Source organism: Algoriphagus sp. oki45 (genome assembly GCF_036245605.1).
Lineage (GTDB): Bacteria > Bacteroidota > Bacteroidia > Cytophagales > Cyclobacteriaceae > Algoriphagus.
Window position 1 is genome coordinate 136,730 of sequence record NZ_BTPC01000002.1, and the last position, 22,447, is coordinate 159,176.

General features: G+C 44.0%; 20 protein-coding genes. 12 read left to right on the forward strand and 8 right to left on the reverse strand.

Annotated elements, in window-relative coordinates; genetic code table 11:
• Nucleotides 1–80 precede the first annotated feature (80 nt).
• Nucleotides 81–3,698, forward strand: a complete 3,618-nt coding sequence (locus tag AAA942_RS10070) for an amidohydrolase family protein (RefSeq protein ID WP_338220138.1) — start codon at nucleotides 81–83, stop codon at nucleotides 3,696–3,698.
• 54 nt (nucleotides 3,699–3,752) lie between these two features.
• On the opposite strand, the gene AAA942_RS10075 is transcribed toward AAA942_RS10070, so the two are convergent.
• Together AAA942_RS10075 and AAA942_RS10080 are read right to left on the reverse strand one after the other, a co-directional pair.
• On the reverse strand, nucleotides 3,753–4,217 hold the full coding sequence (locus tag AAA942_RS10075; RefSeq protein ID WP_338220139.1) for a TspO/MBR family protein: 465 nt from the start codon (nucleotides 4,215–4,217) through the stop codon (nucleotides 3,753–3,755).
• Entirely contained in the window at nucleotides 4,217–4,519 is a 303-nt protein-coding gene (locus AAA942_RS10080; protein ID WP_338220140.1) for a DUF4286 family protein, read from the reverse strand. Before AAA942_RS10080 ends, AAA942_RS10075 begins: the two co-directional genes overlap by 1 nt.
• Before the next feature lie 97 nt (nucleotides 4,520–4,616).
• Between AAA942_RS10080 and AAA942_RS10085 the strand changes: the two genes are divergently transcribed.
• From AAA942_RS10085 to AAA942_RS10130, 10 genes are all read left to right on the forward strand, one after another.
• The gene (locus tag AAA942_RS10085; RefSeq protein ID WP_338220141.1) at nucleotides 4,617–5,282 is read left to right on the forward strand and encodes a carotenoid biosynthesis protein; all 666 of its coding nucleotides are present in this window, start codon (nucleotides 4,617–4,619) and stop codon (nucleotides 5,280–5,282) included.
• Between the two features lie 87 nt (nucleotides 5,283–5,369).
• On the forward strand, nucleotides 5,370–5,816 hold the full coding sequence (locus AAA942_RS10090; protein ID WP_338220142.1) for a sterol desaturase family protein: 447 nt from the start codon (nucleotides 5,370–5,372) through the stop codon (nucleotides 5,814–5,816).
• Nucleotides 5,813–6,709 carry a MerR family transcriptional regulator gene (locus AAA942_RS10095; RefSeq protein WP_338220143.1) on the forward strand — a complete coding sequence of 299 codons (897 nt, stop codon included), beginning with the start codon at nucleotides 5,813–5,815 and terminating at the stop codon, nucleotides 6,707–6,709. Before AAA942_RS10090 ends, AAA942_RS10095 begins: the two co-directional genes overlap by 4 nt.
• 193 nt (nucleotides 6,710–6,902) lie before the next feature.
• Complete coding sequence (locus AAA942_RS10100; RefSeq protein WP_338220144.1) at nucleotides 6,903–7,415, forward strand: RNA polymerase sigma factor; 513 nt, start codon at nucleotides 6,903–6,905, stop codon at nucleotides 7,413–7,415.
• Between the two features lie 4 nt (nucleotides 7,416–7,419).
• Complete coding sequence (locus tag AAA942_RS10105; protein WP_338220145.1) at nucleotides 7,420–8,904, forward strand: phytoene desaturase family protein; 1,485 nt, start codon at nucleotides 7,420–7,422, stop codon at nucleotides 8,902–8,904.
• Between the two features lie 21 nt (nucleotides 8,905–8,925).
• On the forward strand, nucleotides 8,926–9,768 hold the full coding sequence (locus tag AAA942_RS10110; RefSeq protein ID WP_338220146.1) for a phytoene/squalene synthase family protein: 843 nt from the start codon (nucleotides 8,926–8,928) through the stop codon (nucleotides 9,766–9,768).
• On the forward strand, nucleotides 9,768–10,508 hold the full coding sequence (locus tag AAA942_RS10115) for a lycopene cyclase domain-containing protein (RefSeq protein ID WP_338220147.1): 741 nt from the start codon (nucleotides 9,768–9,770) through the stop codon (nucleotides 10,506–10,508). Before AAA942_RS10110 ends, AAA942_RS10115 begins: the two co-directional genes overlap by 1 nt.
• A complete protein-coding gene (locus tag AAA942_RS10120) occupies nucleotides 10,483–11,328 on the forward strand; it encodes a 4-hydroxy-3-methylbut-2-enyl diphosphate reductase (RefSeq protein WP_338220148.1) in 846 nt (281 codons plus the stop codon). The genes AAA942_RS10115 and AAA942_RS10120 overlap by 26 nt, the downstream gene beginning before the upstream one ends.
• A 13-nt stretch (nucleotides 11,329–11,341) precedes the next feature.
• Complete coding sequence (locus AAA942_RS10125) at nucleotides 11,342–12,046, forward strand: fatty acid desaturase (protein ID WP_338220149.1); 705 nt, start codon at nucleotides 11,342–11,344, stop codon at nucleotides 12,044–12,046.
• Between the two features lie 81 nt (nucleotides 12,047–12,127).
• Nucleotides 12,128–14,530, forward strand: coding sequence for a TonB-dependent receptor (locus tag AAA942_RS10130; protein ID WP_338220150.1), 2,403 nt, complete (start codon nucleotides 12,128–12,130; stop codon nucleotides 14,528–14,530).
• 5 nt (nucleotides 14,531–14,535) lie between these two features.
• On the opposite strand, the gene AAA942_RS10135 is transcribed toward AAA942_RS10130, so the two are convergent.
• The 6 genes from AAA942_RS10135 to AAA942_RS10160 all read right to left on the reverse strand — a co-directional run bounded on the left by AAA942_RS10135 (nucleotide 14,536) and on the right by AAA942_RS10160 (nucleotide 20,355).
• Nucleotides 14,536–15,288, reverse strand: a complete 753-nt coding sequence (locus AAA942_RS10135) for a spheroidene monooxygenase (protein WP_338220151.1) — start codon at nucleotides 15,286–15,288, stop codon at nucleotides 14,536–14,538.
• A gap of 166 nt (nucleotides 15,289–15,454) precedes the next feature.
• Complete coding sequence (locus AAA942_RS10140; protein ID WP_338220152.1) at nucleotides 15,455–15,901, reverse strand: outer membrane insertion C- signal; 447 nt, start codon at nucleotides 15,899–15,901, stop codon at nucleotides 15,455–15,457.
• 39 nt (nucleotides 15,902–15,940) lie between these two features.
• On the reverse strand, nucleotides 15,941–16,627 hold the full coding sequence (aqpZ, locus tag AAA942_RS10145; protein ID WP_338220153.1) for an aquaporin Z: 687 nt from the start codon (nucleotides 16,625–16,627) through the stop codon (nucleotides 15,941–15,943).
• Nucleotides 16,628–16,764: 137 nt separating this feature from the next.
• Nucleotides 16,765–18,225, reverse strand: coding sequence for a pyridoxal phosphate-dependent decarboxylase family protein (locus tag AAA942_RS10150; protein WP_338220154.1), 1,461 nt, complete (start codon nucleotides 18,223–18,225; stop codon nucleotides 16,765–16,767).
• A gap of 5 nt (nucleotides 18,226–18,230) precedes the next feature.
• The gene (locus tag AAA942_RS10155; protein WP_338220155.1) at nucleotides 18,231–19,976 is read right to left on the reverse strand and encodes an arylsulfatase; all 1,746 of its coding nucleotides are present in this window, start codon (nucleotides 19,974–19,976) and stop codon (nucleotides 18,231–18,233) included.
• Between the two features lie 10 nt (nucleotides 19,977–19,986).
• Nucleotides 19,987–20,355, reverse strand: a complete 369-nt coding sequence (locus AAA942_RS10160; protein WP_338220156.1) for a DMT family protein — start codon at nucleotides 20,353–20,355, stop codon at nucleotides 19,987–19,989.
• 145 nt (nucleotides 20,356–20,500) lie between these two features.
• Here AAA942_RS10160 and AAA942_RS10165 point away from each other — a divergent pair, with 145 nt between their 5' ends.
• Nucleotides 20,501–22,438, forward strand: a complete 1,938-nt coding sequence (locus AAA942_RS10165) for a TlpA family protein disulfide reductase (RefSeq protein ID WP_338220157.1) — start codon at nucleotides 20,501–20,503, stop codon at nucleotides 22,436–22,438.
• Nucleotides 22,439–22,447: the final 9 nt, after the last annotated feature.

The following is a 22,447-nucleotide window of genomic DNA, read 5'->3' on the forward strand; positions in this document are numbered from 1 at the left end:
CCTTAAAATCATCCTTTGGTAAATTCCTTTTACCAAAATCGAAGTGTTTGGATTAGCTTGTTCGCCCAAACCCAATCTGTATGAAAAAACTAACCCAACCGGCTGTATTACTAGCCTTGGGGCTGACAGTCAGTACGGCAGCTATTTTGCCAAAAACCGCTGAATTGTTGTCCCCTCTGGAAGAAAGCAAGGCAATTGCTGCTGACAGTACCGCTAAAGACTCGCTGGACTACCCCAAGTTCAAAGACCTTCCCCTAAAACCCGAGCGCGAAGTCAAATTCACCACTCAAGAAGGAACTTGGATGAGTGTGGATGTCAGCCCCGACGGCAAGACGATCGCCTTCGATCTCATGGGGGATATCTATACCATTCCTTTGGAAGGGGGAAAAGCAACCCCAATTACCACAGGGATGGCCTATGAGACCCATCCCAGATATTCTCCTGACGGAAAGAAAATCCTTTTCACCTCTGACCGTGCCGGAAATGACAATCTTTGGTACATCGACCTAGAAAAAAAGGACACCATTCAGGTCACTAAAGATAAAAACGGCGATGTCCCCGGAGCGCACTGGACTCCGGACGGGAAATATATCGTGGTGGCCAAAGGTCGACGAATCACCAAACTATGGATGTACCATGTTGATGGAGGAGGTGGAATCCAACTCAATGAGAATCCGGCTTCCATGAAGACCATCGACCCATTTGTAAGTCCGGATGGAGAGAAAATCTATTTTTCATGGAGAACTGGGGCATGGAATTACAATGCCATGCTTCCCCAGTATCAAATCGGAACATACGATTTGGACAAAGGAGATATTACCAGCATCACCTCCCGATATGGTTCAGCTTTCACCCCTACCCTGAGCAAAGACGGCAAATGGATGGTATATGGATCCAGATGGCAGGATAAAACCGGCTTGGTGATCCGAGACCTGAGCACTGGAGATGAAAAATGGCTCGCCTACCCGGTGCAGCGGGACGAGCAGGAATCCATAGCTCCACAGGGAGTGCTTCCAGCCATGGCATTCACTCCCGACAGCAAATTTGTTATCGCTTCCTATGGCGGTAAGCTTTGGAAGCTCCCTGTAGACGGGAGTGCAGCCACTGAGATTCCATTCGAAGCGGATGTAAAACTGGCCATGGGCCCTCGCTTGTACTTCAACTACGCCATCAAAGACACCACTCACAAGCTAGCCACTCAGATCCGCGATGCTGTCCCTTCTCCTGATGGGAAAAAATTAGCCTTTACTGCGCTAAACAGACTCTACGTCATGGACTATCCAAATGGTACTCCAAAGCGGATAACCAAAAATGAGTTTGTAGAAGCAATGCCTTCCTGGAGCCCTGATGGTACCCAACTGGTCTTTGTCACTTGGGAAGAAAAGAACGGTGGAAGCATCTACAAGGCAGCCATTTCGGGCAACATGACCACGACAAAGATTTCCTCCGAAGCCGCCTTGTATTCTGGTCCGGTTTGGGGTCCAAAAAACAGAATCGTAGTCTTCAAAGGACCAAAGCGAGCATTGGAAGAGGCAGAAGGGCCTGGTGTCGACGGTTCCGAAGCTGAATTGGTTTGGATTCCTGCTAATGGTGGTCCTGAACGAAAAATCCTTGATGCAGGAAATTATGGAAATGCCCATTTTACTCAGGATACCAGCAGAATCTATCTGAACAGCCCGGGAGGCACACTTCTGAGCATCAAATGGGATGGGACAGACCCTCAGGAACATGCCAAAATCACAGGTATCACTCCTTTTGGATCAGCCTTGGATGACCACTCAGATCACGGCCACATCACTCAGGATGTCCGGTATGTCATGGGAAAAGCTTTCTCCAATGCTGATGCAGTAAATTACTGCATGCTACCTGAAGGAGTCAGCGCTAGGGAACCTCAAATGAGACCTGCCAGCGCCAGCACCATTTTGATGGCCCCGGTAGGAGATAAGGCTTTGGCACAAGTAAATAATAATGTCTACGTCATCACCATTCCTAAAGCTGGAAAAACCCCTAGTATCAATGTGGCAGATCCTAGCTCAAGTAATTTCCCTTCCCGGCAGCTGACCGAGATCGGTGGAGAATGGCCTGCCTGGGAATCCAATGGAAAGAAAGTCCACTGGTCCCTTGGAAACGGGCACTGGGTGTATGATCTGGATCGCGCTGAATATGTCGAGGATTCGGTCAAATCTGCGAAAAAATCCAAAACTCTGGCAGATGCAGACAGCGTAGCTTCGCTTAAGGCGAAAGGCGAAGACGCAGTGAAACTGGCGGATTCCTTGGCAAAAGCTGAGAAAAAGAGAATCGATTCGTTATTCAAAGCAGACAAAGCCTTGGCAAAAGCAGATAGCCTTCACAAAGCACAGCTGAAGGAAAAAGAAACCTACAAGCCAAGCGAAAATCAGGTAAAAGTCTATTTTGCGAAGGACACTCCTAAAGGAAGCATCCTTTTGAAAAATGCACGAATCGTGACCATGAACGGTTCTGAAGTCATTGAAAATGGGGACATCCTGATCGAAAACAACCGAATCAAGGCCGTTGGCCAAACAGGAACTCTTGATGCAGGTTCGGCCAAAGTGGTCGATGTCTCCGGCAAAACCATCACCCCAGGCTTCATCGATACCCATGCCCACATGTGGCCCACCTGGGGCTTGCACAAAAACTCCGTTTGGATCTACGCAGCCAACTTGGCTTATGGGGTGACCACTACCCGAGATCCTCAAACAGCCACTACCGACGTGCTCACCTACGGCGATATGGTGGAAGCAGGGATGGTCCCTGGACCACGGGTATATTCCACAGGACCGGGTGTGGGCTACTGGATGTACAACCTTAAGTCTCTCGAGCAGACCAAGAACGTCCTCAAGCAGTATAGCAAGTACTTCAATACCCAATACATCAAAATGTATCTGGTCGGAAATCGACAACACCGTCAGTGGGTAATCATGGCTGCAAAAGAGCAGGAATTGATGCCGACCACCGAAGGCGGCTTGGATTACAAACTCAATATGACCCAGCTCTTTGATGGCTATCCAGGGCATGAGCACTCCATTCCGGTCTTCCCGCTATACAGCGATGTCACCCGCACTATTGCAGAAAGCAAAATGGCCTACACCCCAACCCTATTGGTGTCCTATGGCGGACCTTGGGCAGAAAACTATTTCTACACAACCGAAAGCCCACTCCATGATCCAAAGCTGAATCGCTTTACCCCATACAATGAGATCAATGAAAAGGCAAGAAGAAGAGTAGGCGGATTGGGTGGTTGGTTTGCTCCAGAGGATCATGTATTCCAAAAGCATGCTCAGGGGGTGAATTCCGTCGTGAAGCAAGGCGGATTGGCCGGTGTGGGTTCACACGGTCAGCTTCAGGGATTAGGCTACCATTGGGAGCTTTGGTCTGTAGCCAGTGGAGATATGAGTAATCTGGATGCCCTACGAGTGGCTACCATTTTAGGCGCAGAGGCACTTGGCTTGGATAAAGAACTCGGAAGTATCGAAGCTGGAAAACTGGCAGACTTGGTCATCATGGATCAGAATCCTTTGGAAAACATCCGAAACACCAATACCATCACCCATGTAGTGAAGGATGGCAGAGTATACGATGGAAATACACTTGATGAAATTCTTCCTACTCCTCGGAAGCTTGACGTGAGTCCTTGGACTAAAGAGGCACCGAAGGTGACGACTTCGGTAAAGGAATAATTGGCACTTTGAAAAATGCAGGCCAGCTAATTTGATGTTAGCTGGCCTTTTTTTTTAATTCAACCACCAAATGGCAGCATTCAATGCTGTCGCAAAAGACACCCAAAGAAGGTAAGGAACCATCAATCCTGAAGCCCAATTGCTGACTTTCTTAAACTGAATGACACAAATCAAAATCATCACCCAAAGCGGAATGATCACCACCAAACCCAATATTGGACTTTCAGCTCCAAAAAAAGCCGGAGACCAAAGTGCATTGAGCCCCAGTTGGACAAAATAAAGCGTCAAAAGCTGCTTTTTCTGAGGATGCTCGCTTTTCCAAATCAGATAGCAAGCGATTCCCATCAACACATACAGCGTAGTCCACATCGGACCAAAAATCCAATTGGGAGGATTCCAACTCGGCCTGTTGATGGTCAGGTACCAGTCTCTCACCGATGAAAAGGTAAAAAAGGCACCCAAGCCACCTGCTAGTTGAGGCAAAGCTAAGCTTACTATCAATTTCAGAGCCTTGGACATCAGATCGTCTCTAGTAACGTACGAAAAGCCACAGCTTTGTCCCTATACCTCTCCTGAGTTTTGGTGCGAAGGATAGCGGCATGCTTTTTCTCATACTCCATCATCTGCTCCATACTGTCTGTGAAGTATTGGATGCAATAATTGGTAGAACCGTCTTCAGACTCATGGAGCAGTCTAAAAAACTTATGGTCATGGAAAATTCCAGTTTCCAAAACCTCAGGAATATGGGTGGACTTCATCCAGGACAAAAAGTCCTCTTCGATGTCCTGAGTTACATTTATCGTGATATTGTACAGGATCATATCCGGAAAATAGGGTTTTATTTACATTTGTTGCCAACAAATACAGCTTTGCAAAGTTAGGAATCCCAAACAGATTCCTTTGCCATCCCCGACATATATGCACAAATACGTACCCTCGAGAGGAGAAAACAGGGTTTCCAGAGAGCTGATTGCAAAAATTGTGATCGTTGTTTTACACCTCGTAGGGCTGATCGGATTGAGTATTCCTGAGTACAGGCCGATGTTTCAGTCTCTTACCCCTGCCCAACTTTTGACTACCCTTTTTATCATTCTTTTTTTCCATCGAGGCTGGAATGATGCATTTCCCATCTTTGCAGCTGCAGCGTTTTGGATTGGATTTGGGTCCGAATTGATCGGAATCCACACGGGCTATTTATTTGGAGACTACGTATACGGACCCGTTTTGGGCCCAAAGCTTTGGGATGTCCCTTTGGTGATTGGGGTGAATTGGTTTATTCTCAGCTATCTCACAGGATCCGTATTCCGAAATATTCCCAACGACTATTATGCTGCCTTTTTAGGTGCAAGTGCCATGACTGCACTCGATTACATTCTGGAACCGGTGGCAGTAGCTTTGGACTTTTGGGCTTGGAAGTGGGAGATCATTCCGATCAGTAATTTTGTTGGCTGGTTTATCATCGCATTTCTGATCCACCTGATTTGGAGAAAAGCCAACTTTGAGAAATCCAATCCTATTTCGGCATTTCTGTTAATCACTTGGATTATATTCTTCACCGTATTGAATTTTACACTCGATATTTGATAGAAAGCTGAAAAAGCAAAATCTTTGTTTTAAAAGGCTAAAAATTCTTTTCTTTAACAAAACTCTCTAAATCTGGTTGTTCTGATAATGATAAAAGCAATTGGTTTCGTCGCTTTAGGTTTTGGATTAATGGAGTTTTCCGGTTGGTTTATTCATAAGTACATTATGCATGGGCCACTCTGGATGATCCACAAGACACATCATGAGCCTTCAAAGTCTTTCTTTGAGCTGAATGATTTGTTTTCCTTACTGTTTGGGGGGATTGCTGTACTATTAATTGTACTCGGTGCGGAGGAATTGGACTATCGGTTTTGGATGGGTGTCGGCATCAGTGTCTACGGGATTTTATATTTCATACTGCATGATGTGATGGTCCATCGTAGACTGAAGTGGTTGGAAAGGCCAAAGAAGGGATTTTTGAAGGGAATCTTCAAAGCCCATCAGGCTCATCACAAAACCAATGCGAAGGAAGATGCCGTTTCATTCGGCTTATTTGTTGTACCCAGAGAATTCTTTAAAGAAGAAGAAAAGTGAGCACGTATTCAATAAAAGATCTAGAACAGCTATCCGGAATCAAGGCGCATACCTTGAGAATCTGGGAGCAACGATACAATCTCCTCTCTCCCAAGAGAACGGAGACCAATATTCGTTTTTATGACGATGATGATCTCAAGCTGATCCTCAATGTAGCCTTGTTGAATGACAATGGCATCAAAATCTCCAAAATCGCCTCGATGAATATGGAGGATATTAGTGAGGAGGTAATGAAACTCACCGAGCGATCCCTCACCCACGATGATCAGATTCATGCGCTGACAATCTGTATGATCGAAATGGACGAAGAGCGATTCGAAAAAGTACTTTCCACCAATATCATCAAACTGGGATTTGAGCAAACCATGCTCAATATCATTTATCCTTTCATGTCCAAGATCGGTGTCCTATGGCAAACAGGAGCGATCAATCCTGCACAGGAGCATTTCATATCCAACTTAGTGAGGCAGAAACTGATCGTGGCGATTGATGGACAGGTGAGCAACGGCACAGGGAAAAAATTTCTTCTTTTCCTTCCAGAGGGAGAGTTGCACGAGATCTCTCTGCTCTTTGCCAGCTATTTGATCAAATCCAAAGGGCATAAGGTGATTTATCTCGGTCAAAGTACTCCTAATGAAGACTTACTTTCTGTCTATAAAGTCCATAGCCCAGAGTACTTACTCACTGTCATCACCACTTCGCCTTCTTCGGAATATGCACAGGATTACATCAATGCCTTGGCAGACCGGTTTTCCCAATCCCAGATTCTGGTCACTGGATATCAGGTGATAGGACAAGACTTGGTTTTCCCTGCCAATGTTAAGCAAATGAACTACATCCGGGATATCAAAGAACTGTTGGAAGAGATAGAACAGGTCCCTCAAGAGAAGTAAGTGGAACAAAATTAAACAAAGCTTAAACAAAGGCATTTTTCTAAAAAGTGCCTTTTTTCATTATTCAGGGGCAATTCAGATCAGTTTTTGGCCATTCCTCCTATTTTGTTTAATATTTTTTAAAATTAATTCCACAAAATGTTTGGTATTTGTTTAATCATTACTAGATTTGATTAAACAAAAACCAAAAGCCATGACGACTCTAGAATTTAGCTACTCTCTCCACAAGCTTTCAAGTTCGTTGAAGCCTTTTGCCCTCAAGTTGACCCGAGATGTCGACGATGCAAATGATCTTCTTCAGGATACCATGGTGAAAGCTTTCACCAATCGTGAAAAATTCACTGAAGGTACCAACCTCAAAGCATGGCTCTATACGATCATGAAGAATACCTTCATCACCAACTATCAGCGAATGGTGAGAAGAGGAACTTTTGTAGATACAACAGATAATCTTCACTACATCAACTCCAGTAATGTGCAGATCGAAAACGGAGTTTTCGGCAATTTCACAATGGATGACATCTACGAGGCCATTGGCAAACTGGATGACGTATACAAGACTCCATTCATGATGCACTATCGAGGTTTCAAATACCATGAGATTGCCGATAAGTTGCAGATTCCGATTGGAACTGTAAAAAATAGAATCCATATTGCCCGCAAGCTTCTCAAAGAAGATTTAATGGTCTACAAGCACAAAAACTAATTTCATGGCACAAAAGCATGTGGTTGTCATCGGGTCTGGATTTGCAGGCCTGTCTGCAGCTACCCATCTGGCCCATCACACTAGTTGTTCAATCACCCTTTTAGAAAAAAACGATTCCCCCGGTGGGAGAGCTAGAAAGTTCGAACACCAGGGGTTTGTTTTTGATATGGGTCCCAGCTGGTATTGGATGCCCGATGTATTTGAAAACTACTTTGCCCATTTTGGTAAAAAGCCAGCTGATTATTACGAGCTCCTCCGACTTGACCCTTCCTATGCGGTAATCTACGGGGAAAACGATATTCTCGACATACCGGCAGATTTGGATGAATTCAAATCCATGCTGGAAAAAATCGAACCGGGGGCCGGGAAAAATCTTGACAAATTCCTAGCACAGGCCAAATACAAATACGAAGTAGGGATTCATGATTTGGTAAAAAAGCCAAGCCGATCCCTTTTGGAATTTGCTTCCCCTGGTCTTTTGGTTGATATGGTAAGGATGGATATCTTTCAGTCCATGTCAAAGCATGTGAGAAAATATTTTTCCCATGACAAAATCATTCGACTGATGGAGTTCCCGGTTTTATTTCTTGGAGAAACAGCCGAAAATATTCCTGCACTTTATAGTCTGATGAACTATGCAGATATAGCTTTGGGAACCTGGTATCCAAAAAAGGGCATGCACGAGATCATCAAAGGCATGGTAGCCTTGGCGGAAGAAAAGGGTGTAAAAATCAGGTATTCCGCCGAGGTCGAAGAAATCGAAATCGAGAAAGGAATTGCCAAAAGAGTACGGCTGAAGTCCGGAGAAAAAATAGATGCAGATGTAGTCGTAGCCGGGGCTGATTACCACCATGTGGACAAGCACTTGGTCAATCCCAAATACAGCAACTACACAGAAGACTATTGGGATAAGCGGGTCATGGCTCCTTCCAGTCTTCTATTCTATTTGGGAATAGACAAAAAACTCAAAAACCTCAGACATCACAATCTCTTCTTTGACGAGCCGCTGGGGCCGCATGCAGATGCGATATACAAAAATCCAAGGTGGCCGGAAAGACCTCTATTTTATGCTTCAGTCCCTTCCATTACCGATCCGACTGTCGCTCCTGAAGGAAAGGAAAATCTGTTCCTGTTGATCCCTCTGGCTCCTGATTTGGAAGATTCAGAAGAGATGCGGGAAAAGTATTTTACTATTATTTTAGACCGCTTGGAAAAAATAACCGGGCAGGACATTCGATCTCATATCGTCTACAAACGCTCCTATGCGCACAGCGATTTCAAGGCAGATTACCATGCGTATAAAGGAAATGCCTATGGATTGGCGAATACGCTCCTTCAAACGGCGATTTTGAAGCCTGGACTGAAAAACAAAAAGGTCCGCAATATGTATTATACAGGACAGTTGACCGTACCGGGACCGGGGGTACCTCCCTCACTCATCTCGGGTCAGGTAGTGGCAGATGAGGTGATGAAAGAAAACAATTTGTAAACAAAATGGTATATTAAAGCAATGGACGCTATCGAGCTTTTTGATCATACCACGCTGGAGTGCAGCAAGCTGATCACCCAACGTTACAGCACCAGCTTTACGCTGGGGATCAAAACGCTGGACAAAAAATACCATTTACCCATCTACGCTATCTATGGATTTGTGCGCTATGCGGATGAAATTGTCGACACTTTTCATGACAAAGACAAGCAGGCGCTATTAGACCGCTTCAAAAAGGACACCTATGAAGCCATAGAATCTCGAATATCTCTCAACCCTGTGCTGCATGCCTTTCAGCTGATGGTCAACAAGTACCAAATCCCTTTGGACTTGATTGAGGCCTTTTTGCACAGCATGGAGATGGATTTGGATTTCAAAACTTACAACGACTCCAAATACCATGAATATATCTATGGATCGGCCGAAGTCGTCGGACTGATGTGTCTGAAGGTTTTTTGTGAAGGAGATGAGCAGATGTACCAAAGACTCAGAGAGCCGGCATGCAAGCTGGGAGCAGCCTTTCAAAAAGTCAACTTCCTCCGGGATATCAAAAGTGACTTTGAAGAGCGGGGAAGAGTATACTTCCCGGGAGTGGATTTTACCCGCTTTGACAAATCGGCCAAGACCTTGATAGAAGAGGATATTCAAAAGGATTTTGACGATTCACTTATCGGAATTGAAAATCTGCCTTCCGGGGCCAAACTGGGAGTGAGGGTAGCCTATCTCTATTACCAAAAGCTATTTGACAAAATCAAAGGGCTTCCGGCAGAGACAATAACCCAACATCGGGTCAGAATCCCCAACTCCAAAAAACTTTCCCTATTAGTCGGAACCTATTTTGAAACCAAACTAGGCTTGCTCTGATGGAAAAATATCTCTATTTCGGCGTATTGCTTTTTGCGATATCCTATCCATTGGCTCAATCATTTGAGCACAGGATACGCTATGCGACCAAATTGGGGGCCTTATTTCCTGGGATGGTCCTTACAGCTCTATTCTTTATCGTTTGGGACGTATGGTTTACCAGGATCGGGGTATGGGAATTCAATCCACGATACATTCTCGGAAGCTACATTTTCAATCTTCCGATTGAAGAATGGTTATTTTTCTTCATCATTCCCTTCGCATGCGTCTTTATCTACGAGGTGCTGATTTATTTTTTTCCCAAAGACTACTTCAAGCCTCTTGGAAAACCTTTTGTATTTGTCCTGATACCGGTTTTATTGCTGTTAGGTATACTCAATTTAGACAAATGGTATACTTCAGTGAATTTTATTATCGGCGCACTCACCCTTCTCATTCACTACCTGATCTTTAAAGATCAGTATTTGGGAAGATTTATATTTGCCTATTTGATTCATCTGATTCCTCTGATGTTATGCAATGGCATATTGACCGGAGGATTGACCGAAGAACCTGTCGTGATTTACAACAATGCAGAAAACTTAGGAATCAGAATTTGGACGGTGCCAATAGAGGATACCATCTATTCCATGACTCTTTTCCTTATGAATATCAGCTTCTTCGAGAAGTTTAGAAGTCAAAAAACAATTGCCAATCTGGAAAGTTTGAAATCCAATGAAGAATCTCCAAGTACATATTGACAATCACTCAGGCTTCTGCTTTGGGGTAGTCTACGCCATAGAAATGGCTGAAGAAATTCTCGACGAACAAGGATACCTGTATTGTCTGGGAGATATTGTTCACAATGACGAGGAGGTCAACCGCCTGACGAGAAAAGGGCTGAAAATCATTGATCATTCGGACCTGCACAAGTTGTATGATGAAAAGGTATTGATCCGTGCCCACGGCGAGCCTCCTTCTACTTATGAATTAGCGATCAAAAACAACCTGACCCTAATCGATGCGAGTTGTCCTGTAGTGCTAAAGCTTCAAAACCGAATCAAAAACTCCTTTGACAAGGACGAGACCATTTACATTTACGGCAAGCATGGACATGCTGAAGTAATTGGTCTTCTAGGTCAAACCAACAACAAAGCAGTCGTTTTTCAGGACATTTCAGAGTTGGATATTCCTTCTCTTCCAAAAAATCTGACACTCTACAGTCAGACTACCAAAAGCACCGACAAATTCTATGAAATCAACGAAATCCTGACCAGCAATGGGATTTCGGTGAATACGAATGATACCATCTGCCGTCAAGTGTCCAATAGAGACAAGGAACTTCGGGATTTTGCCGACAAATTCGACAAAGTAATCTTTGTCAGTGGAACCAAATCCTCCAATGGAAAGGTTTTGTTCAACGTCTGCAAAGAGCGAAATCCAAACACCTATTTCGTGTCCAATCCTGATCAAATAGAAATGGAATGGTTTGCAGATAATGACCGAGTTGGGATTTGCGGAGCTACTTCCACCCCTATGTGGCTGATGGAAGAAGTCAAGGCCAAAATCCTGACCTTCTGATTTAAAATACACCATGAACAGCTCTAAAAGCAGCCAAATCATCGATCCCAAAGGTCTTTTGATTGGGTGGTCGATCATTGGATTGTGGTTTATTTCCTTGGTTTTCTTGCTTACTTGGAAATTTTCCTGGGCCAATCCTCTCACTTATATCGCCATTTTGGTCCAAACTCACCTCTACACAGGACTGTTTATCACCGCGCATGATGCTATGCACGGAATCGTATCTTCTGATAAAAAATGGAACCACTTCACCGGCTGGATTGCTGCTATTTTGTTTTCCTATAATTTCTATTGGAAGCTCTTCCCAAAGCATCATGAGCACCACCGCTATGTAGCTACGGATCAAGACCCGGATTATCATCCTTCGGGGAAATTTTTTATTTGGTACCTGAGCTTTATAAGACAGTATGTGACTATCTGGCAGATTCTACTCATGGCCATTACTTTCAATATTTTGAAGCTTTTTTTACCCACAGAAAATCTGATCGTATTCTGGATGCTTCCAGCGGTTCTTTCTACCCTACAGCTCTTCTATTTCGGGACTTTCCTTCCTCATATGGGAGAAAGCGAAAATAAGCACCATTCAAGATCCCAGTCCAAAAATCACCTTTGGGCTTTTGTCAGCTGCTACTTCTTTGGTTATCACTTCGAGCATCACGACTCACCGGGTACTCCCTGGTGGAGACTTTGGAGGGTAAAAGAGCAACAAACAGCCTAATTCAGTCAATTTTTGATCAAAAATCGGAAATAAGAAAACTTTTTCTCTGAATTCAACTTGTAGCAATAAACCAACTATCCAATGAAATACTGGTATTCTCTTCTCCTATTCAGTATCGTATCATTTCAGGCAATTTCCCAGGGTACGATTCGGGGAAAAATCACCAATCCTGTCAATAATGAGCCTGTAGCATTTGCCAATGTGCTCATCCTGGAGACTGATCTCGGGGCAATCACCGATGAGAATGGAAACTATGAAATCACCAATATCCCTCCCGGACTGTACAATGTCCGGGCAAGCTTTGTGGGTTACAAGACCTCCACTCAATACGAAATCCAAGTTACCCTGGCCCGAGCTGTCCAGTTGGACTTTTCCTTGGAAGAGGATGCCTCTGAACTCTCCGAAGTAGTGGTAGCTAGTGAGTTTACCCGCTCGGATGAGACTCCGATTTCGGTGCGAAAAATCAACTCCAATGAAATCGAACGCTATCCCGGGGGAAACCGGGACATCTCCCGGGTCATTCAGGCATTGCCAGGCGTGGCAAGTACTCCAAGCTTTAGAAATGATATCATCATCAGAGGGGGCGCGCCAAACGAGAACAAGTTTTTCGTAGATGAAATAGAAATTCCTGTGATCAATCACTTTGCTACCCAAGGCTCCTCCGGAGGTCCTACCGGTATTCTGAATGTGAATCTGATCAAAAGTGTAGATGTGATTACCGGAGGGTTCCCTGCAGACCGAATGAACAGCTTAAGTTCCTTCTTCGAGTTTCAATTGAAGGAAGGAAGAAATGATAAAATGTTTACCCAACTCACCTTGGGTGCCAGTGAGTTTACTTTTTCCAATGAAGGTCCTATCGGAAAAAACACCACCTATCTCATCTCAGCAAGGAGGTCTTACCTTCAGTTTCTCTTTTCCGCTTTAGGCCTTCCCTTTTTGCCTACATTCAATGATTTCCAAGTGAAAACCACCACCAAAATCAATGAAAAGACCGAATTGACATTTATCGGAGTTGGGGCTATCGACAACTCGGTACTCAACTTCGATGTTCCGGACGATGAAACCGAGGACGAAAAAGACGCCAGACTTTATCTTTTGGATAATCTGCCCTACACTTCCCAATGGAACTACGCCACGGGCTTGAAATTGAAAAAATTTAGAGACAACGGTTTCTGGACTTTTATCCTGAGCCGAAACATGCTCAATAACAGGTCATATAAGTATTTTGAAAACAACGAGAGCAATCCTGATAACCTGATCTACGATTACACTTCTCAGGAGAGCGAAAACAAATTCAGAGCAGAAAATTCAGTTTTCAAAAAGACCTTTACCCTAAAATACGGGGTGAATTATGAGTATTCCCGCTTTCTGGTAGATACCTATGACGAGTTTACCTTTGCCAGTCAGGGAATCATTCTCAATGTGAATGACAAAACCAATTTTAACTCCTATGGAGCTTTTATTTCGGCAAGCAAAAACTTCAATCAGGAGCGTCTGCTAGTCACAGGCGGTGTCCGTGTGGATGGAAGCGACTTTGGCCAAACGGCCCAAAACCCGCTTAATCAGCTTAGTCCGAGGGTTTCCATTTCCTATCAGCTGAAGCCCAATCTCTACCTCACGGCTAATTCAGGTATCTATTACCAAAAACCACCCTACACCGCACTCGGATTCCGAAACAACGAGGGAGTTTTACTTAATCAGGAAAATGATATCCGATTTATCCGATCCACTCATTTTATTGGTGGTATTGAGCGGGTGATTCCCGAAAAAAACAGGAGATTCTCCATAGAAGGCTTCTACAAGCTCTATGACAATTATCCTTCTTCCATCGTCAACGGTATCTCATTGGCCAATCTCGGTGCTGACTTTGGGGTCATTGGCAACGAGCCCCTACGTTCAGACTCCAGAGGAAGAGCATATGGGCTGGAGTTTCTTGCCCAACAGCGATTGTTTAAAGGATTCTATGGAATCGCTGCGGTAACTTTGGTCAGGAGCGAATTTACCAATCCCAATACGGAAGGTTTTGTTCCTTCATCTTGGGACAACGGAATCATTATCAGCATGACTGCCGGAAAACGTTTCCAGAAAAATTGGGAACTGGGGGCCAGATGGAGATACCTTGGCGGAGTGCCCTATACGCCAATCGATATTGCTACTTCCTCCCAAATCCCCATTTATGACAGCAGACCTCAGGGCGTCTTGGATTTCAATCAAATCAATACGCTTCGGCTGGACGCCTTCCATCAATTGGACTTGCGCGTAGACAAAAAATACTTCTACGAAAAGTGGAACCTCAACTGGTATATTGATATCCAAAACCTGTACAATTTTGAAGCCGAACAGCCCCCGCTTTTAGTTCCTACCCGGGACGCAAATGGAAGGCCCATGGTAGACCCAAACAATCCGGGTAGCTATCAGACCCGTTTGGTAGCGAATACAGCCGGCCGAATTCTACCTACCGTGGGGATTATTGTGGAATTTTAACGTGTTCAATAAACGGAGAAAACAGGAGGTATTTTCTGGGAAAGGTAAGGAGCCAAAGCATCTTTACCTCCCCAAGTTCCTTCCGAATACCAAGGAAAAAATCTGGTAAACATTTGTTCTTTGAAGCCATTAAGCCGGTAGACTTCCCGAACTGCCTCCCCATGAAAAGTCTGCCGTGCAAAGGTTTCCATATACCTGACACTTTCCCAGACCGTAAATGTAGCCTGTTCAACCAAGGGGAGTTCTCCTATCCCCTGAGAAAAAATCAATCCTTGATAGTCCTTTTGTTCCAAACTGATCGGATTGACCATTTTCCAAAATCGGTATAAAAACTCAGGCTTCAAAGTAGCTCGGGTAAGGCTACAAACCAGACCGGAACTATCCAATTCCTGATTTAGCTCCCAATCATTAAACCCACTCCAAGCCCCCCTAGAAGAGGTTGGAGTCATGAAAATGCAATAATTTTCCCCAGATTTTTCCAGAAATTTCATGAACTCAGATCTTGCTCTGAATGCCTTCGCCGCTTCAGCGCTTTCGAAAACCATAAAGAACCCGGAAGCCTCCCATTTGGGCCAAGCTCTATAGCCATGTCCACTCCCTATACCTAGTGGCTTGATAAATTGCAGTCCGGGAAAACTTGGAGTAAAAACTCGGGAAAGAATCATCTGATAAGCTCCCCAAGTTCTTGCCATCGCTCCTTCAAACCTGAAAAGCTGCAAGACAGCGCATTGCCCGGAAGGAAATAGGAGAGAATCCATTCAATTTCAGTTTTTGATACAATGAAAACCCGCTTCAAAATTGTTGGTTTTTTAAGATTTCAAAAATCTGGTGAACTGTCGAAATTGTCCCTCGAACTGAAAAAAATGATCTTCAAACAAAAAAGCCATCCGAATGAAGGATGGCTTTGAAAAAAGGGAAAGGAAATTATTTAAATCTCCAGCGGATATTCAATCCAAATCCACCAGCATCAAAGGTCGTCTCCTCCACCAGAATGAAATACGGTCTCCAATCCAGCCCCAAAGTGATTGGTACATCGGTGAAAAGATATTCTGCTCCAATCTCTCCAGCTACTCCAAATCTGAAATCATCAGCCAAGAAAAGGGAAGGACCAAAACCCGCGTACCATTTAAAATCTGAATCTGCTATATTATCATAAACAGGATTCCAAAGTGCATCTATTCCAACACCATCGTTTCCAAAACTCAAATTGGCATGGACTCGGCTGAAATCGCCCAAGGCGAAGACTCCATCCAAGGCAACGTTATTTCCATTCACATTGCCAAAGCGAAGACCTAATTCTTGGGCTTGGCTTTGAATGGTGAGAGCTACTCCGAAAAACAGGGTCAGAGATACTAATTTCAAGAATTTCATAAGTGCAAAAGAGTTTGATAAATACGGTTTAAATGAGATTTATTCCTTTTCAGGAGAAAGATTTTTGTAAATAATCCCAGCTAAAACCGCACCAATTATTGGGGCCACCCAGAAAAGCCAAACTTGCTGCAAATAAATTCCTCCGGCAAAAATCGCCTGGGAAGTACTTCTGGCTGGGTTCACGGAAGTATTGGTAACAGGAATACTGATTAAATGAATCAACACCAATGCTAAACCAATCGCCAAACCAGCAAAACCGGCTGGTGCTTTGGGATGTGTTGACCCTAAAATCACTACCAAAAAGAAAAAAGTCATTACCACTTCAGTCACAAAGGCAGAAGTCATCGAATATCCTCCGGGTGAGGCCTCTCCAAAGCCGTTGGATGCAAATCCCCCCAAATCCACGCCCGGCTTTCCAGTAGCTATAACGTACAGGATACCAGCTCCAACTATCCCGCCTAGGACTTGAGCTATAATATACGGAACCAACTCCTTGGATTCGAACCTTCCTCCAATCCATAGGCCAATTGAAACGGCAGGATTGAGATGACAGCCTGAGATATGCCCAATCGCATACGCCATCGTAACTACCGTAAGGCCAAAAGCAATAGAAACCCCAACAAACCCAATTCCCAACTCAGGGAAACCTGCTGCCAAAACAGCACTACCGCACCCTCCTAGGACAAGCCAAAGGGTGCCAAAAAACTCGGCTACATACTTTTTCATTTGATTTTTTGATTAGTTGAAAATAAAGCATGTAATAATTTAAGAAAATTATAATCGAATACTTATAAAGTGGTTAGACACAGAATTTAATTTTGCATTGATTAAGCGAAATTTTACCTTTTCCCAATCAATTACTTTCAGGAAGTCACCTCCCTCCCTATTCTCAAAACTTCTCTTACCAAAAGATCCATATCCTCCATTCGAGTTCGTTGATTGACATTGGCTACACGCAAGGTGTATTTTCCATTTAAAATGGTGCTGCTTGGAGAAGCAATGCCTTCCTCCTGCATGCGAAGAAGGATTTCTCGATTAAGTTCTCTAAGCTGATTCTCAGAAAGACCTGGCTTTACCATTCGAAAACAAGTAATGCTCATGGAAACAGGAGCCATTAATTCAAGATTGGGATGGCTTTCCACCAAACTTGCCAAATATTCCGCCTGCCGACTGTTCTGGGCTATCATCTGGGCATATTTTTCCCGACCGTGTTCCTTGAGCGACATCCAGATTTTAAGGGCTTTAAATCCCCGGGAAAGCTCAAAACCATAATTGTTGATCGATTCCAAACCTCCTGACAAACCTCTGGATTCCTGGAGTAGATAATTGGGAGTAATGGCGAACGCCTCACGGTGCTTTTTGGCATCCCGAATCAGCGTACAACCCACTTCATAGGGTACATATAGCCACTTATGCAGGTCAAAAGCCAAGGAATCAGCCTCTTCAATTGCCTTTAAACGCTCAGAATAAACAGGATCTAATTTGGCCAAAGCCCCATAGGCTCCATCCACGTGAAACCAAAGTCCATATTTCCTGGAGATCTCTAGCAAATCATCCAAAGGATCGATTGCTCCGGTATTCACAGTGCCGGAGGTGCCGACTACAGCAAAAGGAAGCAATCCCTCTTGAATATCTTGATGGATTTGCTGTTCCAGTTCGTCGGCATTCATTTCATATTTGGCATTCACTCCGATTTTTCTGACCGAATCCGTCCCCAAGCCAATGATTTCAGCTGCTTTCTGAATGCAGGAATGGGTTTCCACCGAACAATACAGCACCAACTGTGCTGAAGCGGCTTTCAATCCTTTTTTTCGAATCTGCTCTTCTCCAAATGAATTACGGGCTACGGTCAATGCAGTGATATTGGCCATGGAGCCTCCACTGACTAGGATTCCTGATGCCTCAGCTGGGAAATTCATCATTTCCTTACACCAATTGACCACCTGCCGATCCACGTACATGGCTGAATGCTCTCCGATTGTAGTGTTTGGATTCATTCCTGAAGCTAATAGGTCAGCCAAGACACCCATGGGAGTTCCTGTCCCCTGGATCCAAGCAAAAAATCGGGGATGTACATTGCCCTTGTTGTATGGGAAAATGTACTTTTTGAACTCTTCGTAAATCTCCTGAGGATCTTGTCCTTTTTCAGGAATCGGTTGATCTAAAAATTCCTTGACCTCATCGGGCATAGGTTTCCAGATTTTCTGATCTCGAATGGATTGCCAATAATCGAAGAGGTCATCGATCATCTGATGGCCAAGCTGCCGCATTTGATCCCAGTCTTCCGGATCAAGCGTGAGGTCTTTTTGGGGTGTATTATTCATGGTATTTATTTATTCTTTGGCAAAAGACGAACGCTAAATACATCTCCCAATCCCTCAGAAGGGATCTTTTTTGCCGAGATGGTTAATCTTTCTTTGCCAGCTGCAAGTTGAATCTGACCCAACAGAATCTTATTCCAGATTTGCTCTGGAGCTTCTTTTCGGGGGACTCGATCAGGACTTGGGATTGGAATGGATTCAAGGCCTTGATCCAAAGTCTGAGTCAAGTTGGTTGAAGAAGTCGAAAGGTTCAATTCAGCACCTACCTGATTTGGAGCTGCTGAATACTCCAACCAAACCTCAAATTCCCCCGAATCGATCACATTCAAATTCCAAACAAGACTGTCCGAATCATTTTTCCAGTTAGTCACCCAATCTTGAGCCCATCCATGTCCCTCAAAGAATTTCAAATCACCTTTGAGTTCTGCTTCATAGGTAGGGAGGGCAATTTCGGGTGCCAAATCACTGATAGGAATCTGTCGATCCATTTCTATTTCTTCAGTCACCTCTTGCCACCAATCCCGGTATTCTTTCTCCAAAGAGCTAACTAATTCCAACTTACCCGGTGCCAAATTCACCAACTGGTTTGGATCATTTTTTAAATCATAAAGTTCGGAGCCATTGGGTAAAAGAGTCAAAAGCAGAGAATCCTTTCGTATCGCTCCCGGTCTATCTTTTAGTTCTTTATCCAGTTGGGCTACATGAGAAAAAATACTTCGATACGGTATTTCTCCTCCTTCAAAAAGAGGAACTAAAGAAACCCCATCCCATGGTTTTCCTTCCTTTTTCTCCAATCCAAAAAGATCCGTCAAAGTCGGCATCACATCGATGTGAGCGGCAGCAGTAGAAATCTCCTGCGGCTGGATTTTACCTTTCCATCTCCAAAAACTCGGAACTCGAACCCCTCCTTCATGGACAGAACCTTTCACACCCTTCATTTCTGCATTGAACCGCTGCCCATTGGGACCATTGTCGGTAAGGAAAATGACCAAGGTATTTTCCTCCAAACCCAGTTCATTAAGCAAATTCATGACTCGGCCTACATTCCAATCAATATTTTCCACCATGCCATAGATCGCCGCCAATTCATCGCTCAAACCTACCGCTTTGTACGGGTCAAAAAATCGATCTGGAACCTGGTGAGGGCTGTGGGGAGTGTTTAGCGGAAGGTAGGTGAAGAAGGGCTGGTCTTCATTTTTGCGGATAAAATCCAAAGCCTCATCCGTCAGGACATCCGGTAAATAGCCTTCAAACACCTTTTCCTCCCCGTTTTTCTCCAAATGGGTATCAAAATAATTGGACCAATGCCCAGCTGAAAACCCGGTAAACTCCTCAAATCCCTGGGCTAGGGGATGATTGGGGTAGTGCTGCCCATTATGCCACTTGCCAAAGATTCCGGTTCGATAGCCATTGTCACGGAAAAGCTCTGCCAAGGTATATTCATCGGCATCCATCGTTTCCAAACCCTTAGAAACCGAAACCACACCTGTGCGAAGATGATATCGACCTGTCAATAAACTTGCACGAGTGGGAGCACAGAGCGGACTGACGTAAAATCGCTCAAAACGGGCTGATTCCCCAGCCAAGCGATCCAAATTGGGAGTTTTGACTACTACATTTCCATGGATTCCAAGATCCCCATATCCCTGATCATCTGTCAAAATCAGGACAATATTCGGAGGAATAGTCTTTTCTTCTTTACAGGAAGAAAAAAGCAACATGGCAATCAGGAAAATAAAAATTGAAAAGCGCATGGGCTGCTGGCTACTTTTTGAAAATAAAATAGACAGCCAAAATAAGAAAAATAGCTCCGATGAGGTGATTTAGCCTTAAGGTTTCATTTTTAAACGCAATCAAGGTGAAAATCATAAACACCGCCAGCGTAATTACTTCTTGAAGAACTTTCAACTGTACCAGGGAAAAAGGGCCTCCATTTCCGGAAAATCCAATTTTATTGGCTGGTACCTGAAAGCAGTATTCAAAGAGCGCTATTCCCCAACTGATCAGAATCACCGAAACCAAACCGAGCTTACTAAACCATTTCCATTCGGCAAACTTCAAATGACCATACCAAGCCAAGGTCATAAAGGTGTTGGAAAGGACAAGGAGTCCTATGGTGAGGAGAGCTTTCATTCTTTTTTGGAGATTTAGATTACAAATCTAGAATAGAAATAGAGCGCTTGATGTCAAAAGGATTTGGAGATTCAGCTTCTTTAACAAAATAAAACTCAGATGTTCGTTTTCCGTTTTTTATCTTGTCTAAAATTTATATTGATCTATGAAAGTAAAGCTGATCTCTTTTTGCCTTCTTTTTAGCTTGGCAGTCTTTCCGGCCATTTCACAGGAGGCAACTCTCAAACCAGAACTTCAAAGTTGGTACTCCACGGATGGAAGCAATGAACTCATTTTGGCAACCGGGGAGGATTTTGCCCTATACGATGGTCAGCTTTGGAACCTGAAAGCTAGTGAAGATGGCAATTTTACACTTCTCCAAGGTTCTGAAACTCGAACCCTAACAATCAAAAATTCTGATGGAAAAACCGTCTTAGCGGAAGCTTACAAAGAGATACCGGTTCGCTCCTCGAAATCTACCGATCTCAAAAATCGTAAGGTCGGCCAAACCGACGTTTCGAATGATTTTTTCAAAGCGGATCAAGTGCTGCTTCAGGGTGTTTTCCTTCCTAAAAAGGAGATGCCCTCCACGATTACCATAATCTACAACCACGCCTTCAGTGATGATCAACTTCAATTCACAGGCGATGTGGATGAAAAGGGCCGTTTCAAAGTCATTTTCCCACTTGACTATCCTCAGGAAGTGATGGTCCGAATCGGAAATGCATTTTTCACCTATTTCACCAAGCCCGGTGCCAAGCAAGCCATGATCGTGGACGAAAGCTCATTTGGAAGCGGCATTGACTCATGGACTCAGGTGAAAAGCATTGACTTCATGGGAGATCTAGCCATTGAAAATGAGGAAAAAAGGTTGCTGGATCCCGAGTTTATGAAAATCAGGGATTATTTCATGACTGACAGCATGCAAAAAGCACTGGATCCTGAGGCTTTTTTGGATTACCGATTAGGTTTGATGAAAAAACACGAGGCTTTTTACAAGAATTACTTTGACTCGATTCCAGTCAGTCCGTTGATGCAGGAGGTTCATCTCAGAGATGCCCGAATCTATGCTGGCGACGAACTGATGCGGTACATTTGGCTCCATTCGGGTATTCAGGAAGGGAGGCTAACCCCAGTGGATGTTCCGGACGAATACCTGGAAGCGGTTAAGAATTTGATATCAAATGATTTAGAGGATCTCATGGCCTCGGAATATGCAGGTCTGATGCGTGAATTTACCATGCCGATGCAGCCTTCTGAATCCGAAAAGCTTAACCAGCTGGTGAATGAAAAAAGGTATGAGTTCTTAATGCAACAGCAATTAAGCAAAACTGAATTGGAAGCCGTGAAGGCTTGGTATGAGCAAATTAAAGCCGGGACTCCGAGAGAAAAATTAGTCCTCACTGATGAGTTTAAAAACTTATCCAAAACCTATCAGGGCAAATTCACAGAGCTATACCAAGAGGTTCAATGGCCATTTTTTTTGGCGAAAATCGAAGGGATGGAATCCATACCTCGCTCGAGCATTATCTCCACCTACCTCGACCTCAACTTCCAATCTTCTGGCAAAGAAATTCCACAGGATATCCTAGAGGAATTAAAAACGCTTAATCTCGATCCAAACATTCTGGCAATCATCGAAAATAAGATCGAGAACTTCGAGCGAAGCAAAAACGCAAAATTTGTGGAGGGTGTGGCTATCGCTGAATCTGCAGATAATGTCCTTGCACAGCTGAAGGAAAAACATCCCGGCAAAGTGATTTACATCGATGTATGGGCTACCTGGTGCGGGCCTTGCATCAGCGAATTCAAAAATGCTGACATTTTGAAAAAAGAGGCACCCGAAGGCGTAGTTTTCGCTTATATTTGCGGTCAATCCGAGCGTGAAACTTTTGAAAATCAAATCAAAAAATTCCAATTGGCTGGAGAGCATTTCTTCCTAGACCAAGAAGCATTTCAACAGTTTGACAAAGAGTTAAACATCACCGGATTTCCTACCTACATGCTGATCACCAAAGAAGGAAAATTGATCCGGGAAGGAGTCCATCGGCCTAGTTCAGGAGATCAATTACTTGAGCAGCTCAAGGAATTTGTCTCCAGATAATCGGAAATA